15 protein-coding genes and 2 pseudogenes are annotated in these 16,832 nt (G+C 70.9%); 7 read left to right on the forward strand and 10 right to left on the reverse strand.

What is annotated here, in order from left to right; translation table 11 throughout:
* Nucleotides 1-7 precede the first annotated feature (7 nt).
* Entirely contained in the window at nt 8-1,075 is a 1,068-nt protein-coding gene (locus FRCN3DRAFT_RS0221490; protein ID WP_035928953.1) for a carbohydrate ABC transporter permease, read from the reverse strand.
* Nucleotides 1,076-1,080: 5 nt separating this feature from the next.
* Nucleotides 1,081-2,409 carry an ABC transporter substrate-binding protein gene (locus tag FRCN3DRAFT_RS0221495; RefSeq protein WP_007510072.1) on the reverse strand — a complete coding sequence of 443 codons (1,329 nt, stop codon included), beginning with the start codon at nt 2,407-2,409 and terminating at the stop codon, nt 1,081-1,083.
* Between the two features lie 150 nt (nt 2,410-2,559).
* Here FRCN3DRAFT_RS0221495 and FRCN3DRAFT_RS0221500 point away from each other — a divergent pair, with 150 nt between their 5' ends.
* On the forward strand, nt 2,560-3,333 hold the full coding sequence (locus FRCN3DRAFT_RS0221500; protein WP_007510070.1) for a DeoR/GlpR family DNA-binding transcription regulator: 774 nt from the start codon (nt 2,560-2,562) through the stop codon (nt 3,331-3,333).
* Nucleotides 3,334-3,342: 9 nt separating this feature from the next.
* On the opposite strand, the gene melA is transcribed toward FRCN3DRAFT_RS0221500, so the two are convergent.
* Entirely contained in the window at nt 3,343-4,668 is a 1,326-nt protein-coding gene (gene melA / locus FRCN3DRAFT_RS0221505) for an alpha-galactosidase (protein WP_007510067.1), read from the reverse strand.
* A 98-nt stretch (nt 4,669-4,766) separates the two neighbouring features.
* Here melA and FRCN3DRAFT_RS0221510 point away from each other — a divergent pair, with 98 nt between their 5' ends.
* The 5 genes from FRCN3DRAFT_RS0221510 to FRCN3DRAFT_RS0221530 are packed head-to-tail and all read left to right on the forward strand — an operon-like array spanning nt 4,767 to nt 9,661.
* The gene (locus FRCN3DRAFT_RS0221510; RefSeq protein ID WP_051466331.1) at nt 4,767-5,777 is read left to right on the forward strand and encodes a carbohydrate kinase family protein; all 1,011 of its coding nucleotides are present in this window, start codon (nt 4,767-4,769) and stop codon (nt 5,775-5,777) included.
* The gene (locus FRCN3DRAFT_RS0221515) at nt 5,774-6,736 is read left to right on the forward strand and encodes an SIS domain-containing protein (RefSeq protein WP_007510063.1); all 963 of its coding nucleotides are present in this window, start codon (nt 5,774-5,776) and stop codon (nt 6,734-6,736) included. Before FRCN3DRAFT_RS0221510 ends, FRCN3DRAFT_RS0221515 begins: the two co-directional genes overlap by 4 nt.
* Nucleotides 6,733-7,674, forward strand: coding sequence for a 1-phosphofructokinase family hexose kinase (locus tag FRCN3DRAFT_RS0221520; protein ID WP_007510061.1), 942 nt, complete (start codon nt 6,733-6,735; stop codon nt 7,672-7,674). Before FRCN3DRAFT_RS0221515 ends, FRCN3DRAFT_RS0221520 begins: the two co-directional genes overlap by 4 nt.
* Nucleotides 7,671-8,537 carry a class II fructose-bisphosphate aldolase gene (locus FRCN3DRAFT_RS0221525; protein ID WP_007510059.1) on the forward strand — a complete coding sequence of 289 codons (867 nt, stop codon included), beginning with the start codon at nt 7,671-7,673 and terminating at the stop codon, nt 8,535-8,537. The genes FRCN3DRAFT_RS0221520 and FRCN3DRAFT_RS0221525 overlap by 4 nt, the downstream gene beginning before the upstream one ends.
* Nucleotides 8,537-9,661, forward strand: a complete 1,125-nt coding sequence (locus FRCN3DRAFT_RS0221530) for an ABC transporter ATP-binding protein (RefSeq protein WP_007510057.1) — start codon at nt 8,537-8,539, stop codon at nt 9,659-9,661. Before FRCN3DRAFT_RS0221525 ends, FRCN3DRAFT_RS0221530 begins: the two co-directional genes overlap by 1 nt.
* A 388-nt stretch (nt 9,662-10,049) precedes the next feature.
* Here the strand turns inward: FRCN3DRAFT_RS0221530 and FRCN3DRAFT_RS53205 are convergent, their stop codons facing one another.
* The 5 genes and pseudogenes from FRCN3DRAFT_RS53205 to FRCN3DRAFT_RS57450 all read right to left on the reverse strand — a co-directional run.
* A complete protein-coding gene (locus FRCN3DRAFT_RS53205) occupies nt 10,050-10,484 on the reverse strand; it encodes an HflX-like GTP-binding protein (protein WP_007510055.1) in 435 nt (144 codons plus the stop codon).
* Nucleotides 10,485-10,693: 209 nt separating this feature from the next.
* A complete protein-coding gene (locus FRCN3DRAFT_RS49715; RefSeq protein WP_106410499.1) occupies nt 10,694-11,932 on the reverse strand; it encodes a hypothetical protein in 1,239 nt (412 codons plus the stop codon).
* 536 nt (nt 11,933-12,468) lie between these two features.
* Entirely contained in the window at nt 12,469-13,095 is a 627-nt protein-coding gene (locus FRCN3DRAFT_RS57445) for a WD40 repeat domain-containing protein (RefSeq protein WP_342435344.1), read from the reverse strand.
* An 84-nt stretch (nt 13,096-13,179) separates the two neighbouring features.
* Nucleotides 13,180-13,347 (reverse strand): annotated as a pseudogene (locus tag FRCN3DRAFT_RS57800) (hypothetical protein); the annotation flags it as partial.
* Nucleotides 13,340-13,966: pseudogene (locus FRCN3DRAFT_RS57450) on the reverse strand (toll/interleukin-1 receptor domain-containing protein); the annotation flags it as partial. The pseudogenes FRCN3DRAFT_RS57450 and FRCN3DRAFT_RS57800, both read right to left, overlap by 8 nt.
* A 290-nt stretch (nt 13,967-14,256) precedes the next feature.
* Between FRCN3DRAFT_RS57450 and FRCN3DRAFT_RS0221555 the strand changes: the two are divergent.
* Nucleotides 14,257-15,735 (forward strand): VWA domain-containing protein, encoded by a 1,479-nt coding sequence (locus FRCN3DRAFT_RS0221555; RefSeq protein WP_007517273.1) that lies wholly within the window; start codon nt 14,257-14,259, stop codon nt 15,733-15,735.
* Nucleotides 15,736-16,179: 444 nt separating this feature from the next.
* On the opposite strand, the gene FRCN3DRAFT_RS45590 is transcribed toward FRCN3DRAFT_RS0221555, so the two are convergent.
* Together FRCN3DRAFT_RS45590 and FRCN3DRAFT_RS57805 are read right to left on the reverse strand one after the other, a co-directional pair.
* Nucleotides 16,180-16,503 (reverse strand): carbonic anhydrase, encoded by a 324-nt coding sequence (locus tag FRCN3DRAFT_RS45590; RefSeq protein ID WP_007517272.1) that lies wholly within the window; start codon nt 16,501-16,503, stop codon nt 16,180-16,182.
* On the reverse strand, nt 16,407-16,622 hold the full coding sequence (locus FRCN3DRAFT_RS57805; RefSeq protein ID WP_425343349.1) for a carbonic anhydrase: 216 nt from the start codon (nt 16,620-16,622) through the stop codon (nt 16,407-16,409). The genes FRCN3DRAFT_RS45590 and FRCN3DRAFT_RS57805 overlap by 97 nt, the downstream gene beginning before the upstream one ends.
* Nucleotides 16,623-16,832 lie beyond the last annotated feature (210 nt).

The raw sequence follows: 16,832 nt of genomic DNA on the forward strand, positions 1-16,832 counted from the left end.
GGTTCCGTCATGACCGGCCCCCCGCGGAGACGTCCCGGGTGAGCCGGGTCTGCGCCCAGGTCACCAGCGCGATTATCAGGAACAGCGCGGTGGCCATCGCGGCGGCATAGCCCGCGTGGAAGAGTTCGAACGCCTGCTTGTAGAGGTAGTAGACGACGACGTTGGTCGCGTTCAACGGCCCGCCCCTGGTCGTCACGTAGACCTCGTCGAACAACTGCAGGGCGTTGATCGTGAGCCACACCGCGAGGAACCCGGTGACCGGCCGCAGCAACGGCACCTGGATCCGCCAGAACGCGCCGGCCTTCGAGCAGCCGTCGATCTGGGCGGCCTCGATGACGTCGCCCGGAACGCCCTGCAGGCCCGCGAGGTAGATCAGGGTGCCGAAGCCGACCCAGCCCCAGACGGTCATCGCGACGACGGAGAGCAGCGCGGCATGCGGCGAGGCGAAGAATCCCGACGTCGGCAGTCCCACCTTCGCCAGCAGGGTGTTGATGAGCCCGTACGCCGGGTCCAGGAGCCAGGTGAAGACGACCCCGGTCGCCACCGTCGACGTGACGACGGGAATGAAGAACGCCAGCCGGTAGACCGACATCCCGCGGATCCGCCGGTTCAGCGCGGCCGCGGCCAGCAGGGACAGCAGCAGGGTCACCGGCACGAAGACGGCGGTATAGAGGAGGGTGCGGCGAACCGCCGCGAGAAACACGTCGTCGTGGACCAGGTCACGATAGTTGGCGAAGCCGGCCGACGTCGCCGGTGTCTGCAGGTCGTTGTTCTGGAACGACAACACGAACGACCAGATGACCGGGACCAGCCCGAACAGGCCGATCAGCAGCACGCTGGGCGACACCATCGCCCAGCCGACCAGCCCGTCGCCGAGCGCTCGGCGCCCCGGCCGCTCTCCCCGGCCCAGCCACCCCCCGCGCCCCGGCCGCCGCCGGCGCGCGGGTGCCTCGGCCGGCCCCTTCTCGGCCCGTCCCTGCCCGGGCGGCGGCCGCCCGGGCAGGATCGTGCGCCGCGGGACCCGGGAGCGCGTGGCCGGCGACCCGCGCTTTCCGACGCCGCCGGCGGAGCTCACGGAGCTCACGAGTGGCGGGACAGCGCGGACGCCACCTGCCCCTTGGCGGAGTCGAGGGCCGCCTGCGGCTCGGCCTGCCCGAGGAGCACGGACTGGACCATCTGCCCCACCGCGGTGGACACCTCGGCGTACGAGGGGATGTTCGGGCGGACGTGCTCCACGTTGTCGAGGTTGTCGACGAAGACCTTCTCGCCCGGGTACTTCTGCAGGAACGTCTGGTACTCGGGAAGCTGGGTCTCGGACTTGCGCAGCGGCAGGTCACCGGTCGCGATGGCGAACTTCAGGTGCACCTTCGCCGAGGTGAGCCAGGTGATGAAGTCGAGCGCGACCTGGTGCCGCGGGCCGGAGTGGTCGAAGACCATGTAGATGTCCGGCCCCGAGATCGTCTCGTGGTTGCCCTGGTAGCCCGGCAGGATGCTCACGCCGTAGTCGACGTCGGAGGTGATGCTGGACAGGTCCCAGGGGCCGGTCCACAGCATCGCAATCTTGCCGCTGTTGAACAGGTTGAGGTAGTTCTGGTTGCCGGTGTCCAGGTACACGGACTTGTCGGTGACGACCATGTCCCGCAGCTGCTGCAGGGCGGCGAGCCCGGCGGCGGAGTCGAACGCGGGCGCCTTGTTGTCCTCGGTGAGCAGGTCGCCGCCGGCCTGCCAGAGCAGCGGGAGGTACCGCCACACCGTGTCCTCGCTGCCGTCGTTCACATAGGACCAGCCGTAGGACTTGCTGGCCGGGTCGGTGAGCTTCTTCGCCGCAGCGCGGAAGTCCTCCCAGGTCCAGGAGTCCGTGGGCGGCGCGACCCCGGCCTGCTCGAACAGCTTCTTGTTGTAGACCAGGCTCAGGTTGTCCACGAGCGCGGGAATCCCGACGACCCTCCCGTCGACGGTGGTGGCCTCGCGCTCGGACGGGTAGAAGTCGTCCCAGCCGAAGGCGGGCGCCGCCACCGTGGAGGTGAGGTCCACCAGCTTCGGCTGCCGGGCCAGCTGGGCGGCCGACGAGCCGAACTGGTAGGCCACGTCGGGATAGTTGCCGGCGGTGAAGCCCGCGACGGTCTTCTGCAGCGCGTTGTCGTTCCCGCCGTTGAACTCGAGCTTCACCTTGGTCGTCGGGTGCTCGGTGTTCCACTCGCCGACGAGCGACGTCAGCGCCTTCGACTCGGCGTCGGTGTAGCCGTGCGTCAGGGTGATCGTCGTCGGGTCGTCGGCGGTGCCGCTGCCACCCCCGCCCCCGCCGCAGGCGGCGACCGTGGCGGCCACCAGCAGGGTGCTCGCTGTCAGCGCCCCCAGCCGCCGCCCCCGTGTCGTGATCCAGGTACTGGCTATAGGGCGGGAAGCCATGGTCGGCACTCCTCGGTCGACGCGGCTGGGCCGATCGTGCGGGCAAATCGCGCATGATCGATCAACTATTGTGCGCAGTGTTGCACTTACTGCCCAAATGGGTCAAGACGTGCGAGCAAACGTGCAGCAAGGTGCGCGTATCGTGCAGGCATGCGCCGCGAAGACCGTTTAGGGATCATCCTCCAGCGGCTCAACGAGACCGGCTCGGTCGGAGTCGACGAGCTCGCCCGGGACCTCAAGCTCTCGCGCGCCTCGATCCGCCGCGACCTGCATCTGCTGGAGGAGCAACAACTTCTGACCCGCACCCACGGCGGGGCGGTCGCGTCGGGCGTGCTCTACGAGCTGCCGATGCGCTACCGGGGCGGCCAGCGCCACGAGGCGAAACGCGCAATCGCGCAGTGCGTCGCGCGCCTGCTCCCCGACGACGTCGGCTCGCTGGGCATCAACGGCGGCTCGACCACGACGGAGGTCGCCCGGATGCTCGCGTCCCGGCCGGGCCTGCGGGTGGTGACGAGCGCGCTCAACATCGCCTCGGAGCTGGCGGTCCGCGCGAACATCGAGCTCGTGGTGTGCGGCGGCAGCGTGCGCGGGGAGTCCTACGAGCTCGTCGGCCCGCTGGCCGACCTGACCCTGTCCAACATCAACGTCGACGTCGCCGTGGTGGGCGTCGACGGCGTCGACCCGGTCGCCGGGTTCACCACCCACCACGAGGTCGAGGCGCACACCAACCAGTCCCTGCTGCGGGCGGCCGAGCGCGTCATCGTCGTGGCCGACTCCAGCAAGATCGGCAAGCGCGGCTTCGCGAAGATCAGCGACATCGCCGCGGCCTCGGACCTGGTCACCGACTCCGGCATCAGCGCCGAGGAGGTCGCCGCGCTCGAACGCCTCGGCCCGACCGTCCACGTGGTGGACCCCACCGCCTAGACCCCGTCGCTAGGAACCACCGGGGTCGCCGAGGCGCGCCCGTAGCGGTTGCGGCAGCCGCTCGCCGTGCGCCGCCACCAGCTCGTCGGCCAGGCGCCAGATCTCCTCCACGGAGAGGCTCGCCGCGGTGTTGGGGTCGGCCATCAGCGCGTGCCGGATGTGGTCCGGCCGGCCCAGGGTGGCCGCCCGCACCGTCAGGTCGACCACGGACAGGAACGTCCGGTTGAGGGCGGCGCACTGCGCGGGAAGGTCGCCGACCGGCAGCGGGGCCGCGCCGTTCGCGTCGACGCGGCACGGGACCTCGACCGCGGCGCCATCCGGCAGGTTGTCGATGAGCGCGTCGTTGCGCACCGTCGCCTGGATCGTGCGCGCCGTCCCGGTGACCATGCTGTGGATCACCTGCGGCGCGTACTCGGCCGCCTCCTCCTCCGGCTCGACGTACCCGCCGGCCGCCACCACGGGCATCAGTGCCTCGACGTCGGCCAGGTTGCGGGCGCTGATCCCGACGTAGTCGTCGATCGGGATCCGCAACCGCTCGATCTCCCCCGGCTCGCGCAGGTACCAGGGGACGTACTCGGCGGAGTGCTCGCTGGTCTCGGTCGGGTAGAAGCCGAGCCGGCGGTACATGTCGACGCGGACGCGGCGGCGCAGCTGCGGGTCCGCGGCGATGCGGCGGTCGAGCTCGGGGTAGAGGTCGACGCCGTCGCGCTCGAAGCGCAGCACCCAGGCCTGGTGGTTGACCCCGGCGCTGTGGAACGACACGTCGTCGAACGGGACGTCGATCAGCTCGCACAGGTCGTGCACCGTCCAGTAGACGGAGTGGCACAGCCCCAGGACCTTCAGCTCCGGATGGCGAACGCTGAGGAACTGGATGTTCATCGCCATCGGGTTGGTGTAGTTCAGCAGCCAGGCGTCGGGCGCCTCGGCGCGCAGGTCGGTGGCCAGGTCGTCGAGGAAGCCGAAGGTCCGCAGCCCGCGGAAGACCCCGCCCGGGCCGAGGGTGTCGGCGATCGTCTGGCGCAGGCCGAACCGGGCCGGGACCTCGAAGTCGGTCAGCGTCGCGGCGTGGCCGCCGATGTTGACCGCGTTGATGACGAAGTCGGCGCCGTGCAGGGCGGCCGCCCGGTCGAGCGACCCGCGGATGGTGGTGGTGGCGTCGCGGCCGTGCCGCTCGACGGCGATGCGCGCCAGGTTCTCCGCGAGCTCGAGACGGCGGGGATCGACGTCGTGCATGACGAGGGTCAGCGGCCCGAGGTCGTCGTAGGTCAACAGGTCGCGCAGCAGCTGCCGGGTGAACTCGGCCGAGCCGGCGCCGACGAAGCAGACGGTGGTCACGCGGCGAGCATGGCACGGCGACGCGCGAAAGGGACAGGATCAATCATCTTTTCTGAGCGTTTGTGGACACAAAGAACGGCTTACGACACACTGGCGCCATGTCCGAGGACGGCGTGGGCGCCGAGCGGGTGGCCGCCCAGCGTGCGGACAGCCCGCGCGTACTCGTCGTGGGTGACCTGAACCCCGACCTGGTCCTCGGCGGCGACGTCGTGCCCCGGTTCGGCCAGGCCGAGCAGCTGCTCGACACCGCCGCGCTGGTCATCGGCGGCTCCGCGGGCATCACCGCCCACGGCCTCGCCCGGCTCGGGCGCCCGGTCTCGCTCGCCGCGGCGATCGGCGCCGACAGCTTCGGCGCCACGATGACGAGCGCCCTGGCCGACGCCGGCGTCGACACGAGCACCCTCGTCGTCCGGCCGGGACAGCCGACGGGGCTGACCGTCGTCCTGTCCACCGGGCCCGACCGCGCCATCCTCACGCTGCCGGGGACCATCTCGACGCTTACCGCCGCCGACGTCCGCGCTGCCGTCGCGCGGCTCGGGCAGCGGGAGCCCGCCGGCCCGCGGCACGTCCACGTCTGCTCGCTGTTCCTGCAGCCGGCACTGGCCGCGGGGCTCGCCGAGCTGCTCGCCGAGCTCAGGGCGGCCGGTGTGACCACGTCACTGGACACCAATGACGACCCCGCACAGACCTGGGCCGGCGTCGAACCGCTGCTGCCCCACGTCGACCTGCTGCTGCCGAACCGCCGCGAGGCACTCGCGCTCGCACGCGTCGCCGCGGCCCACCTCGACCTCGACCTCATCGCCGCCTGCCGCGTCCTCGCCGACCGCGGCCCGCTCGTGGTCGTCAAGGACGGCGACCAGGGCGCGTCCGCGGTCGGTGCCGACGGTGAGCTCGCGAGCGCGCCGGCCGTGCCGACGATCCCGGTCGACGCCACCGGCGCCGGCGACAGCTTCAACGCCGCGTTCCTCGACGCCTGGCTGCGCTCGCTGCCGCTGCCCGAATGCCTGCGGCGCGGCGTCGTCGCCGGCTCCCGCTCGGTCCGCGCCGTGGGGGGCACCGCGGCCCAACCGACCCTCGACCTGCTGGTCGACGACCGAAGGGCATCATGACCGAGACCACGTCACACATCGGCCGCGAGATCGCCCGACAGCCGCGGGCGTGGGCGCGGGCCTGCGAGCTCCTCCCCCAGGTCGCGGACCTCCTGCCCCAGCCCGGCGAGCGGGTCGCCGTCCTCGGATGCGGGACCTCCTGGTTCATGGCCGCCGCCTACGCCGCGCTACGGGAGTCCGCCGGCGCCGGTGAGACCGACGCGTTCGCCGCCGGGCAGTGGCCCGCGGCGCGGCGCTACGACCGCGTCGTCGCCATCAGCCGGTCCGGCACGACGACCGAGGTGCTGCGGGCGATCGACACCGCCGCGGCCCCCGTCACCGTCCTCACCGGCGTCGCGGACTCGCCGGCCGCCCTCGATGCCGAGGCCGCGATCGTGCTCGACTTCGCCGACGAGACCTCCGTCGTGCAGACCGTCTTCGCCACCACGGCGCTGACGCTGCTGCGGGCGTCGCTCGGTGACTCCGTCGAGGCGGCGGCGGTGCAGGCGGCGCGGATCCTGGCCGGCGAGCACGGCCTCGCCCCGGAGGTCGAGACGGCGAGCCAGTTCACGTTCCTCGGCAGCGGGTGGGGTGTCGGCGTCGCGAGCGAGGCCGCGCTGAAGATGCGCGAGGCCGCGCGCGTCTGGACGGAGAGCTATCCCCAACTGGAGTACCGGCACGGGCCGATCTCCATCGCCGAGCCGGGACGGGTCGTCTGGATCTTCGGCGAGCCGGTGCCGGGCCTGGTCGGCGACATCGAGGGCACCGGCGCGACGATCGTCAACGACGACCTCGACCCGGTCGCCGATCTCGTCCGGGTCCAGCGGCTGGCCGCGGCGCTCGGGCGGCGCCACGGCCTCGACCCGGACCGCCCGCGCAACCTGACCCGCTCCGTCATCCTGTCCCCGGCCACCGCCACCTCCCCGGCCAGCGTCGCCTCTTCGGCCGGTACCGCGTCCCCGGCCGTTGCGGCGCCGTGATCCTCTGCGTCTCGGCGAGCCCGGCGATCGACGTCACCTACCGGGTCGAGCACCTGACGGTGGGCGCCACGAACCGGGTGGAACAGACGGCGCGCCGGCCGGGGGGCAAGGCCACGAACGTCGCCCGGCTCCTGCGCCAACTCGGCGAGGACACCCTGCTGCTCACCACCGCCGGCGGCGACACCGGCGCCGAGCTGATGGCCGACCTCACCCGCCTGCGCATTCCCCATGAGCTGGTGCCCACCGCCAGCGCGACCCGGCGGACCGTCGCCATCGTCGACGAGGCCACCGGCACCGTCACCCTGCTCAACGAACCGGCGCGGGTGGACGACTGGTCCCGGTTCCTCGCGCGGGCCGCCGAGCTGATCCCGAGCGCAGCCGTCGTGGTGATCAGCGGCACGCTGCCCGCCGACGCCCCGGTCGACGGCCTCGCGCAGCTGATCCGGGTCGCCCGCGACGGCGGCCGGCCGGTCGTGCTCGACGCCAGCGGGCCCGCGCTGGTCGCCGCGCTCGCGGCCGGGCCGACCGTCGTCAAGCCGAACGCCGACGAGCTGCGCGACTGCGTGCGCGGGGTCGGTGACGCGGTCGATCCCGCGGATCCGGCCGTGACGGCCCGGGCGGTCGCCGGGCGATGGGGGGTCACGGTCGTGGCCTCGTTCGGCGCCGACGGCCTGGTCGCCGTCGAGGGCGAGAACGGGTGGCGGGCCAGGCCACGGCGGCGGCTGACGGGGAATCCGACCGGTGCCGGCGACGCGGTCGTGGCCGGCCTCGCCCGGGGGCTGCGGGCCGGCACGGCGCTCGGGCCGCTGCTCGCGGACTGCGTCGCGCTCGCCGCGGCCGCGGTGCTGTCGCCTGTGGCCGGCGAGCTCGACACCGCCGACTACCAGCGGGAGTCCGTCGGCGTGACCGTCGAGCCCCTGACGCGGACTGGCCGATGACCATCGCCAGCACGGGCGACCTCGTCGCCGCGGCCGCCGCCCGGGGACGCGGCGTCGCCGCCTTCAACGTCATCACCCTCGAGCACGCCGAGGCGATCGCGCGCGCCGCCGAGATCCGCGGGACACCGGTGATCTTTCAGATCAGCCAGAACGCGGTGTCGTTCCACGGCGGGCAGGTCGTCCCGATCGCCGCCGCCGCCGGCGCCGTGGCCCGGCTCGCGGACGTTCCCATCGCGCTGCACCTGGACCACGTCACCGAGGACCGGCTGGCCGCCGAGGCCGCGGCGGCCGGGTTCAGCTCCCTGATGTACGACGGGGGGCCGCTGCCGTACTCGGAGAACGTCGAGCGCACCAGCCGGGCCCGGTCGGCCGCGCAGGCGGCGGGGCTCTGGGTGGAGGCGGAGCTCGGCTACGTCGGCGGCAAGCCGGACTCCCCCCGAAGCGCGCACGAGCCAGGCGTGCGGACCGACCCGGACGAGGCGAGGCGGTTCGTCGACGAGACCGGCGTGGACGCGCTGGCCGTCGCCGTCGGCAGCTCGCACGCGATGACCTCGCGGTCCGCCGTCCTGGACATCCCGCTGATCGAACGGCTCCGCGCGCGGCTGTCCGTTCCGCTGGTGCTACACGGCTCGTCCGGTGTGCCGGCCGAGACGCTGCGCGCCGCCGTCACCGCCGGTATCAGCAAGGTGAACATCGGCACCGCGCTGAACATCGCCATGACGGGCGCCGTCCGGCGAGCGCTCGCGGGCGACCCGAAACTCGTCGACCCGCGGCCCTACCTGGCGAAGGCTCGCGACGAGATCACGGCGACGGTGCTCGATCTACTGTCCGTCATCTCGGGAGACTCGGGAGGGTCACGCTGATGGCCGAGGTCAGGTACATAGGCGCGAGCCGCCGGTACGCCGGCAGTTCCGCCGCCGCGTTGAAGGCTCTGGACCTGGACATCGCGGACGGCGAGTTCATGGTGCTGGTCGGGCCGTCCGGGTCCGGCAAGTCGACCGCGCTGCGGATGCTCGCCGGCCTGGAGGACGTCGACGAGGGCGAGATCCGCATCGGCGACGACGACGTCACCCGGTGGGCGCCCCGGGAGCGGGACATCGCGATGGTGTTCCAGAACTACGCGCTCTACCCGCACCTCTCGGTCGCGGACAACATGGCGTTCTCGCTGAAGTTGGGTGGGATTGGCAAGGAGGAACGCAAGGCGAAGGTCCTGGAGGCGGCGAAGCTGCTCGACCTGGTGCCCTACCTCGACCGCAAGCCCAAGGCCCTCTCGGGCGGCCAGCGCCAGCGGGTCGCGATGGGCCGGGCGATCGTGCGCGAGCCGCGGGTCTTCCTCATGGACGAGCCCCTGTCCAACCTCGACGCGAAGCTGCGGGTGGAGACCCGCGCGAACATCGCCGCTCTGCAGGCCAGGCTGGGAACGACGACCGTGTACGTCACCCACGACCAGACCGAGGCCATGACCATGGGCCACCGGGTGGCGTTGCTGAACGACGGCGAGCTGCAGCAGGTCGACACCCCGCGTGCCATCTACGACCGGCCCGCCAACGTCTTCGTCGCCGGCTTCATCGGATCGCCGGCCATGAACCTGCGCCGGGTCGCCAGCGCCGACGCCGACGGGTCCGTTCACCTGGGCGGCGTGCCTCTCCCCCTGGCGCCATCGGTCCGTTCCGCAGCCCGGCTGACGAAGGGCGCGGAGGGCCGGGAGAGCGGAGACGTCATCGTCGGGCTTCGCCCCGAGTCCTTCGCCGTCGCGACCCCGGACACGCCGGACGCGCTGTCGCTGCGGGTCACCCTCGTCGAGCACCTCGGCGCGGACTCCTACGTGCACGGCACGCTGCCGGGAGACGACGACACCCGCGACAAGCCGTTCGTCGTCCGGGTGGACCGCCGCGTCGACCCAGCCCGCGGCGAGACACTCCTCGTCACCCCGACGGGAGCCATCGAGCACGTCTTCGACGCTGACTCCGGCCTCCGCCTCGGCTGAGGTTCTGCCTGACGGCCTCGGCGCCCGCCTCGACGACCCCACACGCGCAAGCCATTCATGATCCGGTGGGATTTTCGGAGTCCGAGCGAGGACATGAAATTACTCAAGTCCGAGCCAGCAGGCCTGCGTGACGTCGGTCACGCCTGCGTCTCGCCTGAACTACCTGTCTCTCCCGGTCAGCGGCGGTCGGCGCCTCTCCTGACGGCGTTGTCGGCCGCCGTCGTGTCTCGGGTCCGCGGGGCCTAGGTCCTTCATGCCCCGAGCTAGGCCGGGTTCCTGGGGCAATCCTCGGGTGCCTGCTTGGCAGCAGAGACAGGCGTCGTCGCGCCTTTCCTCGCCGCTGGTGGCTGGTCGGCGTCCGGGGCTGAGCCCTGGGGCTCCTCCTTGACTATCGGCGACGGTGCCGGCGATGAGGGCTGCGCCCCTGACCTGCATGAGGATGAGATCGGGTCGGGCCGGTCAGGCTCTCTGCTGACCGGTCGAGGTCGGCCTGGGTGAGCACCGGACGCCCGAGTCGGGTCGGCAGCCAACGGCGCTGGTGGGCGCTCAGATCATTGAGGAAGATGACGGCGTCGATGTTCCTGCTCGAACAGGTCGCCGCGATCTGGTCGAGTTTCCCCGGGCCGATGAGGAAGCGCCGGGACAGCGGGGCGGTCATCAGCCGTACCCCGCCGTCGGAGACGCCCCGGCGCTGGACGAACCGCTCCAGCACATTTCCTCCCAGCGCCGTCACCCGCGCGTCGAGGACGTCGAGCCGGGCCTGGTAGTCGCGCTCCTTCGCTGAGAACAGCCCCACCAAAACCACGGAACGGATCGCGGTCACCTGGAAAGCATCCCAGGTCAGCAGCTTCGCGCCGCAGGGATATTCGGCGGTCGGCTGGTGCCGCGGCCCCGCGTGAACGAGCGTGCATGATGGCCGACGGCCGGTCCGCCACCGGGTCGACCGGGTCACCGGCCTGGTACAGGTCGCCTTCGGGGTCCGGATGGCCGTCGAGCCCTGACCCCCTGCCGCCTCGACGGCGGTCCACACGCTTACTGTTCGCTGGACAGGCCGATCTCTTCGTCGCCGTTCCACAGAGATGCGGTCACACCGTGGTCGGCCTGAGCGAGGACCTCACGGATCGCCGCCCGTGCCGCGGGGAGATCGTCACGTCCGACGACAACGGGCAGGCGCAGTTCGTCCGGCCCGACGGCGTCAGCGCGGCCGACGCGAGCCAGCACCTCGGACCGTTCGAGTTTCTCCAGGCCGTTCCTGATCCGTGCGAACGACCTGCCGACGTTGACGAGGCGGAGGTCGAGCTCCCACAACCGCAGGTGATGCATCGGGCTCTCGCCGAACCAGCGCGCGATGACCGACCCCTGCGCGGCCCCGCTGAGTACCTCCAGTACCCAGGCGGTCTCCACCGGTTCCGTCGGGGCCTCCAGCGCGCGAAGCACCACCGCGTTGCCGTGCCAGGCATCCTCGACGTAGAAGGCGTCGTCGTCGTACTCGATGTCATCGCCGTACCCGACGTCTCGAAGTGCGTTCGCCAGCGCGGAGACGTCCTGGTCCCGGATCGCGACCTCGAGCGCCGACCGGACCGCCGGTTCCGTCAGGGGGGCGGCCGCCGCTACCGCCGCCACCGTGGCCCTGGCCGCGTCGAAAAGGCCGGCCAGCACGCCGAACGGGAAGTGCTCCGCCTCGGGCGTCCGGTAGGAGTTCAGGGGAGGCCAACCCGAATTCGTGACGGCCAGGTGCCCGTCTGGTCGGGTGACCCAGGTGGTCCCCTTTGGCGGTGGCCACTTGAGCCGCGACCGCGTCTCGGACCGCAGGCCATGCCCCGGCTGGGGCCTTACCAGGCGGAAGGCGGCGTCGAGAACTGGGCTGACGGCGTCCAGGGACTCGCTGCCGTCGCGGAGAAGGTAGGGCAACAGTAACGCGGCCACGGGCCCGGGATGTCGAATCTCCGGGTCACGCAACGCGGACGCCCGGCAGACCAGCTCCAACTCCTCCCACCGCAGCGCCTTCGGCATGGGATGCGCCCCGTCGACGTACCCGATGTCCTCACCGTCGGCCGACCCTGGCGCGTAGATCTCCAGCGACTGCATCCCGGAACCCAGCATGACGTTCGTCCCGATCCCGTAATCGTCACCGACATCGACTGCGAAACGCACACTCGGTTTCCGGGCGGCCTGCGGGACCCAGGCATCCTCCCAAGCGTCCTCCCACAGGACCTCGGACCAGAACAGGTCCTCGCGCATCTCGGTGATCAGCGGCTCGGGCAGCGGCACGATCCGCACGATATCGACATCGGAGTCCGCCGACGGCCGAGCCCCAGCCCGCTGACGGGCATGGATCTGCCCGCTTCCTGGAGCAGGACATGCTCGCCCGGCGCCGCCGGATCCCGGAAGAAGATCACCTGGGCACAATCCGCGCCGAGGCTACGCTCGCTCGTCTTGAGGACAGCTGATCGTAGGCCTCACGGTCGCGGCTTGGACACCAACACGATCGCGCCTCGCGTACTTGGGTTCTTGCGCGTCAGAGCGAGGAAACGAGATTACTCAAGTCGTGGCCTGGAGGTTTATGTGACACCAGTCACGCGGGCGTCGAGCACTCGCCGCAAGCCTCAAGGACACGCGTGCAGGTCGACGACCCATGCCTGGCCGCGTGACGTTCACCATGGTGACGTCCGCCATCACCATAAGCGGCAGGACACCAACCCGCGTCCGTTCATGGCTTTACCGAAGTCAATCCCTGCTGACCTACCATGCGCCACCTGGGGAGACAGCAGTGTCCGGGAGCGGCTGGGCGCTCGGGCTGTGTCGGCTCAGCGCGTCCGCCAGAGCCGCACCGTCCGGTCGTAGCCTCCGGCGGCGAGGGTGCGCCCATCCGCTGTGAACGCCACCGACGACACCTCTTTGCTGTGGCCGGTGAGGGGTTGGCCGATCTTCTGGGGTCGGGTGGGGTCGGTGACGTCCCAGAGCCGCACCGTCCGGTCGTAGCCTCCAGCGGCGAGGGTGCGCCCATCCGCTGTGAACGCCACCGACGACACCTCCTTGGTGTGGCCGGTGAGGGGTTGGCCGATCTTCTGGGGTCGGGTGGGGTCGGTGACGTCCCAGAGCCGCACCGTCTCATCACCTCCGGTGGCGAGGATGCACCCATCCCCCGTGAACGCTACCGATGCCACGTATGGAAAGTGGCGTCTGCGGAATTGGCCGATCTTCTGGGGTTGGGTGGGGTTGGTGATGTCCCAGAGCCGCACCGTCCAGCATTCGCCTCCGGTGGCGAGAGTTTGTCCATCCGGTGCGAACGCCACCCACAGCGGGGTGGCGATGGGGCCGATGACGAATCCGGCGATCTGCTCGGGCTGGGCGGGGTCGGTGACGTCCCAGAGCCGCACCGTCCGGTCGTAGCCTCCGGTGGCGAGGGTGCGTCCATCCGCTGTGAACGCCATGACTTTGGCGTGGCCGGCAAGGGGTTGGCCGATCTGCTGAGGTCGGGCGGGGTCGGTGACGTCCCAGAGCCGCACCGTCTTGTCGGCGCTACCGGTGGCGAGGGTGCGTCCATCCGCCGCCGAACGCCACCGACCCGACGCCTTTGGTGTGGCCGGTGAGGGGTTGGCCGATCTGCTGGGGTCGGGTGGGGTCGGTGACGTCCCAGAGCCGCACCGTCTTGTCGGCGCTACCGGTGGCGAGGGTGCGTCCATCCGCCGCGAACGCCACCGACAGCACGGGCAGGGTGTGACCGATGAGGGGCCGGCGGATCGGTTCGGGATTGGCTGACAGCGGCTCGGGGGCTGGTCGGGCGAGACGGGGGAAGGCGGGTGCGTCGATGGGAGGGGCGCTGCGTGCGGGTACGGGGAACTCGGGAGCGGAAGTGGGCTTGGCTCGGCCGGTCACGGTGCCACGAATCTGATCAAGAATGTGCCGATGGGCGTCCTCCGCGCTCCGGTTGAAGAGGTCGATGGACACGACAACGCCAAGCAGACCCGGGCGTGGGCAGTCCTCGATACGGACCGGCAACAGTTTGCGGGCGAAGCCGTTGGGGTCGGCGGCCTGGGCGGCTTCCCACTCCTGGCGGCCGTAGATCGAGTCCAGGTAGGCGGCAGACAGGATCGCGATCGTCCGCTCGGAATGTTGGACGCCTTCGCCCATGCGGAACCGCCAGTTCGAGCCGGCAACGAAGTCCCACGCCTGAATCAGAACGCGGTATCCGGCGTCCTCCAACTGCCAGGCCACCCACTCCGCCCAGCCACGGTCCACGCTCGTGTAGGAGACGAAGAAGTCCCATCCCTCGTCCCGCGGCGATGCCCCCAAATCCACCACACCACAGATCTTCGCACCGCGTCAGGACCGCATGACGCCAGACAGGACATGGCGCAGCGGCGGCAACTCACCAACTGATGGTGGCAGCACGGGAGGCCGCCGGTGATAGCGGCTGGGGTCGAGTTGTCGAGTAGGGCAGCACGTCGAGCATCTTCCGGGATCAAACATGGAACCGTGAAGTCTCGCCGGCCGCCGGCCCGTTGCCAGGTCAAGGACCTCGGTCGAGCCAGCACCTCCGAAGGTCATGTTGGCGATATTCGGAATCGGACCCGGCGCACGATACTGGCCGCGTGGAACTGGCCAAGGGCGCGAACACCGTTCTCGGTGACCGGCATGTCGAGATCATCGTGAGCTGGCCCGCCGCCGACGCCGCTGGACGCCCGTCCCCGTCGTTGGATGTGTGCGCGCTACGGCTCGACGCCAACGGGAGGGCTCGCGAGGACGCCGATCTGGTCTTCTTCAACGCGCCGAGCAGCCCTGACGGGTCGGTCCGCCACCGCGGCCGCACGCCGGACGGCGCGGGCGAGGCGGTCACCGTCGACATCAACCGCCAGCCGGCCGACGTGGCGTCGATCGTCATCACCGCCACCGTCGACGTCGCCACCCCGCACCTGACGTTCGGCGGGCTGACCGTGTCGGCCCGGGTCACCGGCCTCGCCACGGGTACGGAGCTTGTCCGCTTCACCCCGCCGCGGCTGGACGCGGAAAGGGCCCTCATCCTCGTCGAGATCTACCGCCGGTCCGGTGCATGGAAGATCCGCGCGGTGGGCCAGGGCTACGCGTCCGGCCTCGCGGGCCTGGCCACCGACTACGGCATCGACATCTCCGCGGACGTGGGCGTCGCCGCCGCGCCGTTTCCGGTGACGGTGTCCGCGGCGTCGGTGTCCGCGGTTTCCGCGGCGTCGGTTTCGGCGGTTTCCGCGGCGTCGGCGTCCGCACACGCCGCGGCCGTTCTGCCGCCGCGGTCAGCCGCCGCGGCCGACCCGCCGTCGACGGAGAGTTCGGGCCTCGACATGCGCACCCGGCTCGATCTGCGCAAGAGGACCGTCCACACCGTTCTGACCGGGCACGGCATCCCTGAACACCGGGCCCGTGTGGCGCTGGCGCTCGACGCCAGCGGCTCGATGACGACGCATTACCAGACGGGCATCGTCGCCCGCGTCGTGGAGCGGGTGGCGGCCGTCGCCGCGACCATGGATGACGACGCGACGCTCGACGTCTGGTCCTACGCGACCATGCCACTCGCGCTGCCACCTCTGCGGGCCGACCAGCTGGCCGAGTGGATCCCGCTGTATGTCCGGATGTCCTACCCGGGGACCGGACAGGGCGGCAGGGACGCGACGCTCGCCCGCGAGCGCGCCGCGCGGGCCGCCGGCCGGCGGATACCCAGGTGGTATCTCCTCGGCGAGGAGAATGTGGAACCAAGGATTATGAGGCGGATCGTCGCGCATTACCAGCGGCTCCCATCCCCACCGCCCGCACTCGTTCTGATACTCACCGACGGTGGCATCTACCATAGCGCGCAGATCGCGAAGCTGCTGCGGAAGACATCGAATCTGCCGATCTTCTGGCAGTTCGTCGGCCTCGGGCAGGCCGAATACGGAATCCTGGAGAAGTTCGACACGCTCTCTGGCCGCGTCGTCGACAACGCGGGCTTCTTCGCCGTCGACGACATCGACGCGATCGACGACGAGACGCTCTACCGGAGACTTCTCGGCGAGTTTCCGACCTGGTTGCGGGCGGCCCGCGTCGCTGGTATTCCAGCATGACGTACGAATTCCGGCGGCGTGGCGTATGCGCGTGGGCGTGGGCGCCGGTGATCGGGCGGGATTCTCGGCGCCAGAGCGAGGAACCCTAATTACTCAGGTCTCGCATCGGATCTGGTCATGGGTTGTGGGGCGGATCCCGGCTTCCCGCCCGCCACAACCCATGGGTGGATGGACGTGCGCAGCGGAGCGGCGGCCCGGGCGCCCGGGAAATCCCGGGCGTCGCGTCAGACGTCAGGGGCGCCAAACGGCGCTGGTCGTGACTCTGACGTCGGACAGGACGAGCACCCAGCCGCCCGAGCGCCCGGGCGGCGCCCCGACCGGGCCCGGGCCGGGCTCCAGGCGGGGTTGACTCCGCGATCGCCAAGACGATCCCAGGGCGATTGCGTTCTTGCGTGCCAGGGCTCCGAGGATCTCACCGGATCATGAAATTCGACGCCGACGTTTCTAGCCGGTGGGCACCTGGGTGGGTGCGACGACGGATTCGACCAGGCCGGTCGAGACGTCGTAGACGAGGCCCGACACCAGGTAGCCGGGGCTCCGGACCTCCTGCCTGATGACGCCGACGTCGACTCGTACCGAGCCGTACGGGTCGCTGACGGCCTTGGCGCCTGGCTCATCGATCGGGATCTCGAAGTAGCCGGCCAGCAGTTCGGGGAAAGAGGCGAGATCCGTCATCCCGCAGTCGGTGTGATGCAGGATGACCAGGTTCCAGTCCCCTGGGCGGCGGCTTTCCGCATTGGCCTGGCCGACCTTTCCCAGCATCGCCATCGTGCGGAGTGTCGCGGCGTGATCCGCCCTCCGACATTGCGGATCACGGCGGCCTCGCCCTGCTCGAGGCCCAGCACGTGGGTCGGGTCGACGCGCGGGTCGACGCAGCCGACGACCATCAGGTTGCCGCTGGGGTTTATGGTCAGATTGGCCGAGAATCGGCTGGCGGCGAACTCCGCGTTGCGCCCGATCAGGTCAGCGGTGCCGGTCACGACGTGCCCCTCACAGGTGTGTGGTGCTCGATGTTCCCCGAGGCTTCCTTACGGCCGGTGCGCGGCGGACCCATCAGACCGAGCACCCACCGATCTCCGGCAGGACATCGGTGCCGC

Origin of the sequence: Pseudofrankia saprophytica, assembly GCF_000235425.2 — a bacterium.
GTDB lineage: Bacteria > Actinomycetota > Actinomycetes > Frankiales > Frankiaceae > Pseudofrankia > Pseudofrankia saprophytica.

Coding starts and splice junctions, on each gene's coding strand:
- FRCN3DRAFT_RS0221495 (WP_007510072.1), bottom strand. CDS start 2,409: ATGGCTTCCCGCCCTATAGCCAGTACCTGGATCACGACACGGGGGCGG.
- FRCN3DRAFT_RS0221500 (WP_007510070.1), top strand. CDS start 2,560: ATGCGCCGCGAAGACCGTTTAGGGATCATCCTCCAGCGGCTCAACGAG.
- FRCN3DRAFT_RS0221510 (WP_051466331.1), top strand. CDS start 4,767: ATGTCCGAGGACGGCGTGGGCGCCGAGCGGGTGGCCGCCCAGCGTGCG.
- FRCN3DRAFT_RS0221515 (WP_007510063.1), top strand. CDS start 5,774: ATGACCGAGACCACGTCACACATCGGCCGCGAGATCGCCCGACAGCCG.
- FRCN3DRAFT_RS0221525 (WP_007510059.1), top strand. CDS start 7,671: ATGACCATCGCCAGCACGGGCGACCTCGTCGCCGCGGCCGCCGCCCGG.
- FRCN3DRAFT_RS0221530 (WP_007510057.1), top strand. CDS start 8,537: ATGGCCGAGGTCAGGTACATAGGCGCGAGCCGCCGGTACGCCGGCAGT.
- FRCN3DRAFT_RS57445 (WP_342435344.1), bottom strand. CDS start 13,095: ATGGCGTTCACAGCGGATGGACGCACCCTCGCCACCGGAGGCTACGAC.
- FRCN3DRAFT_RS45590 (WP_007517272.1), bottom strand. CDS start 16,503: ATGGCGATGCTGGGAAAGGTCGGCCAGGCCAATGCGGAAAGCCGCCGC.
- FRCN3DRAFT_RS57805 (WP_425343349.1), bottom strand. CDS start 16,622: ATGGTCGTCGGCTGCGTCGACCCGCGCGTCGACCCGACCCACGTGCTG.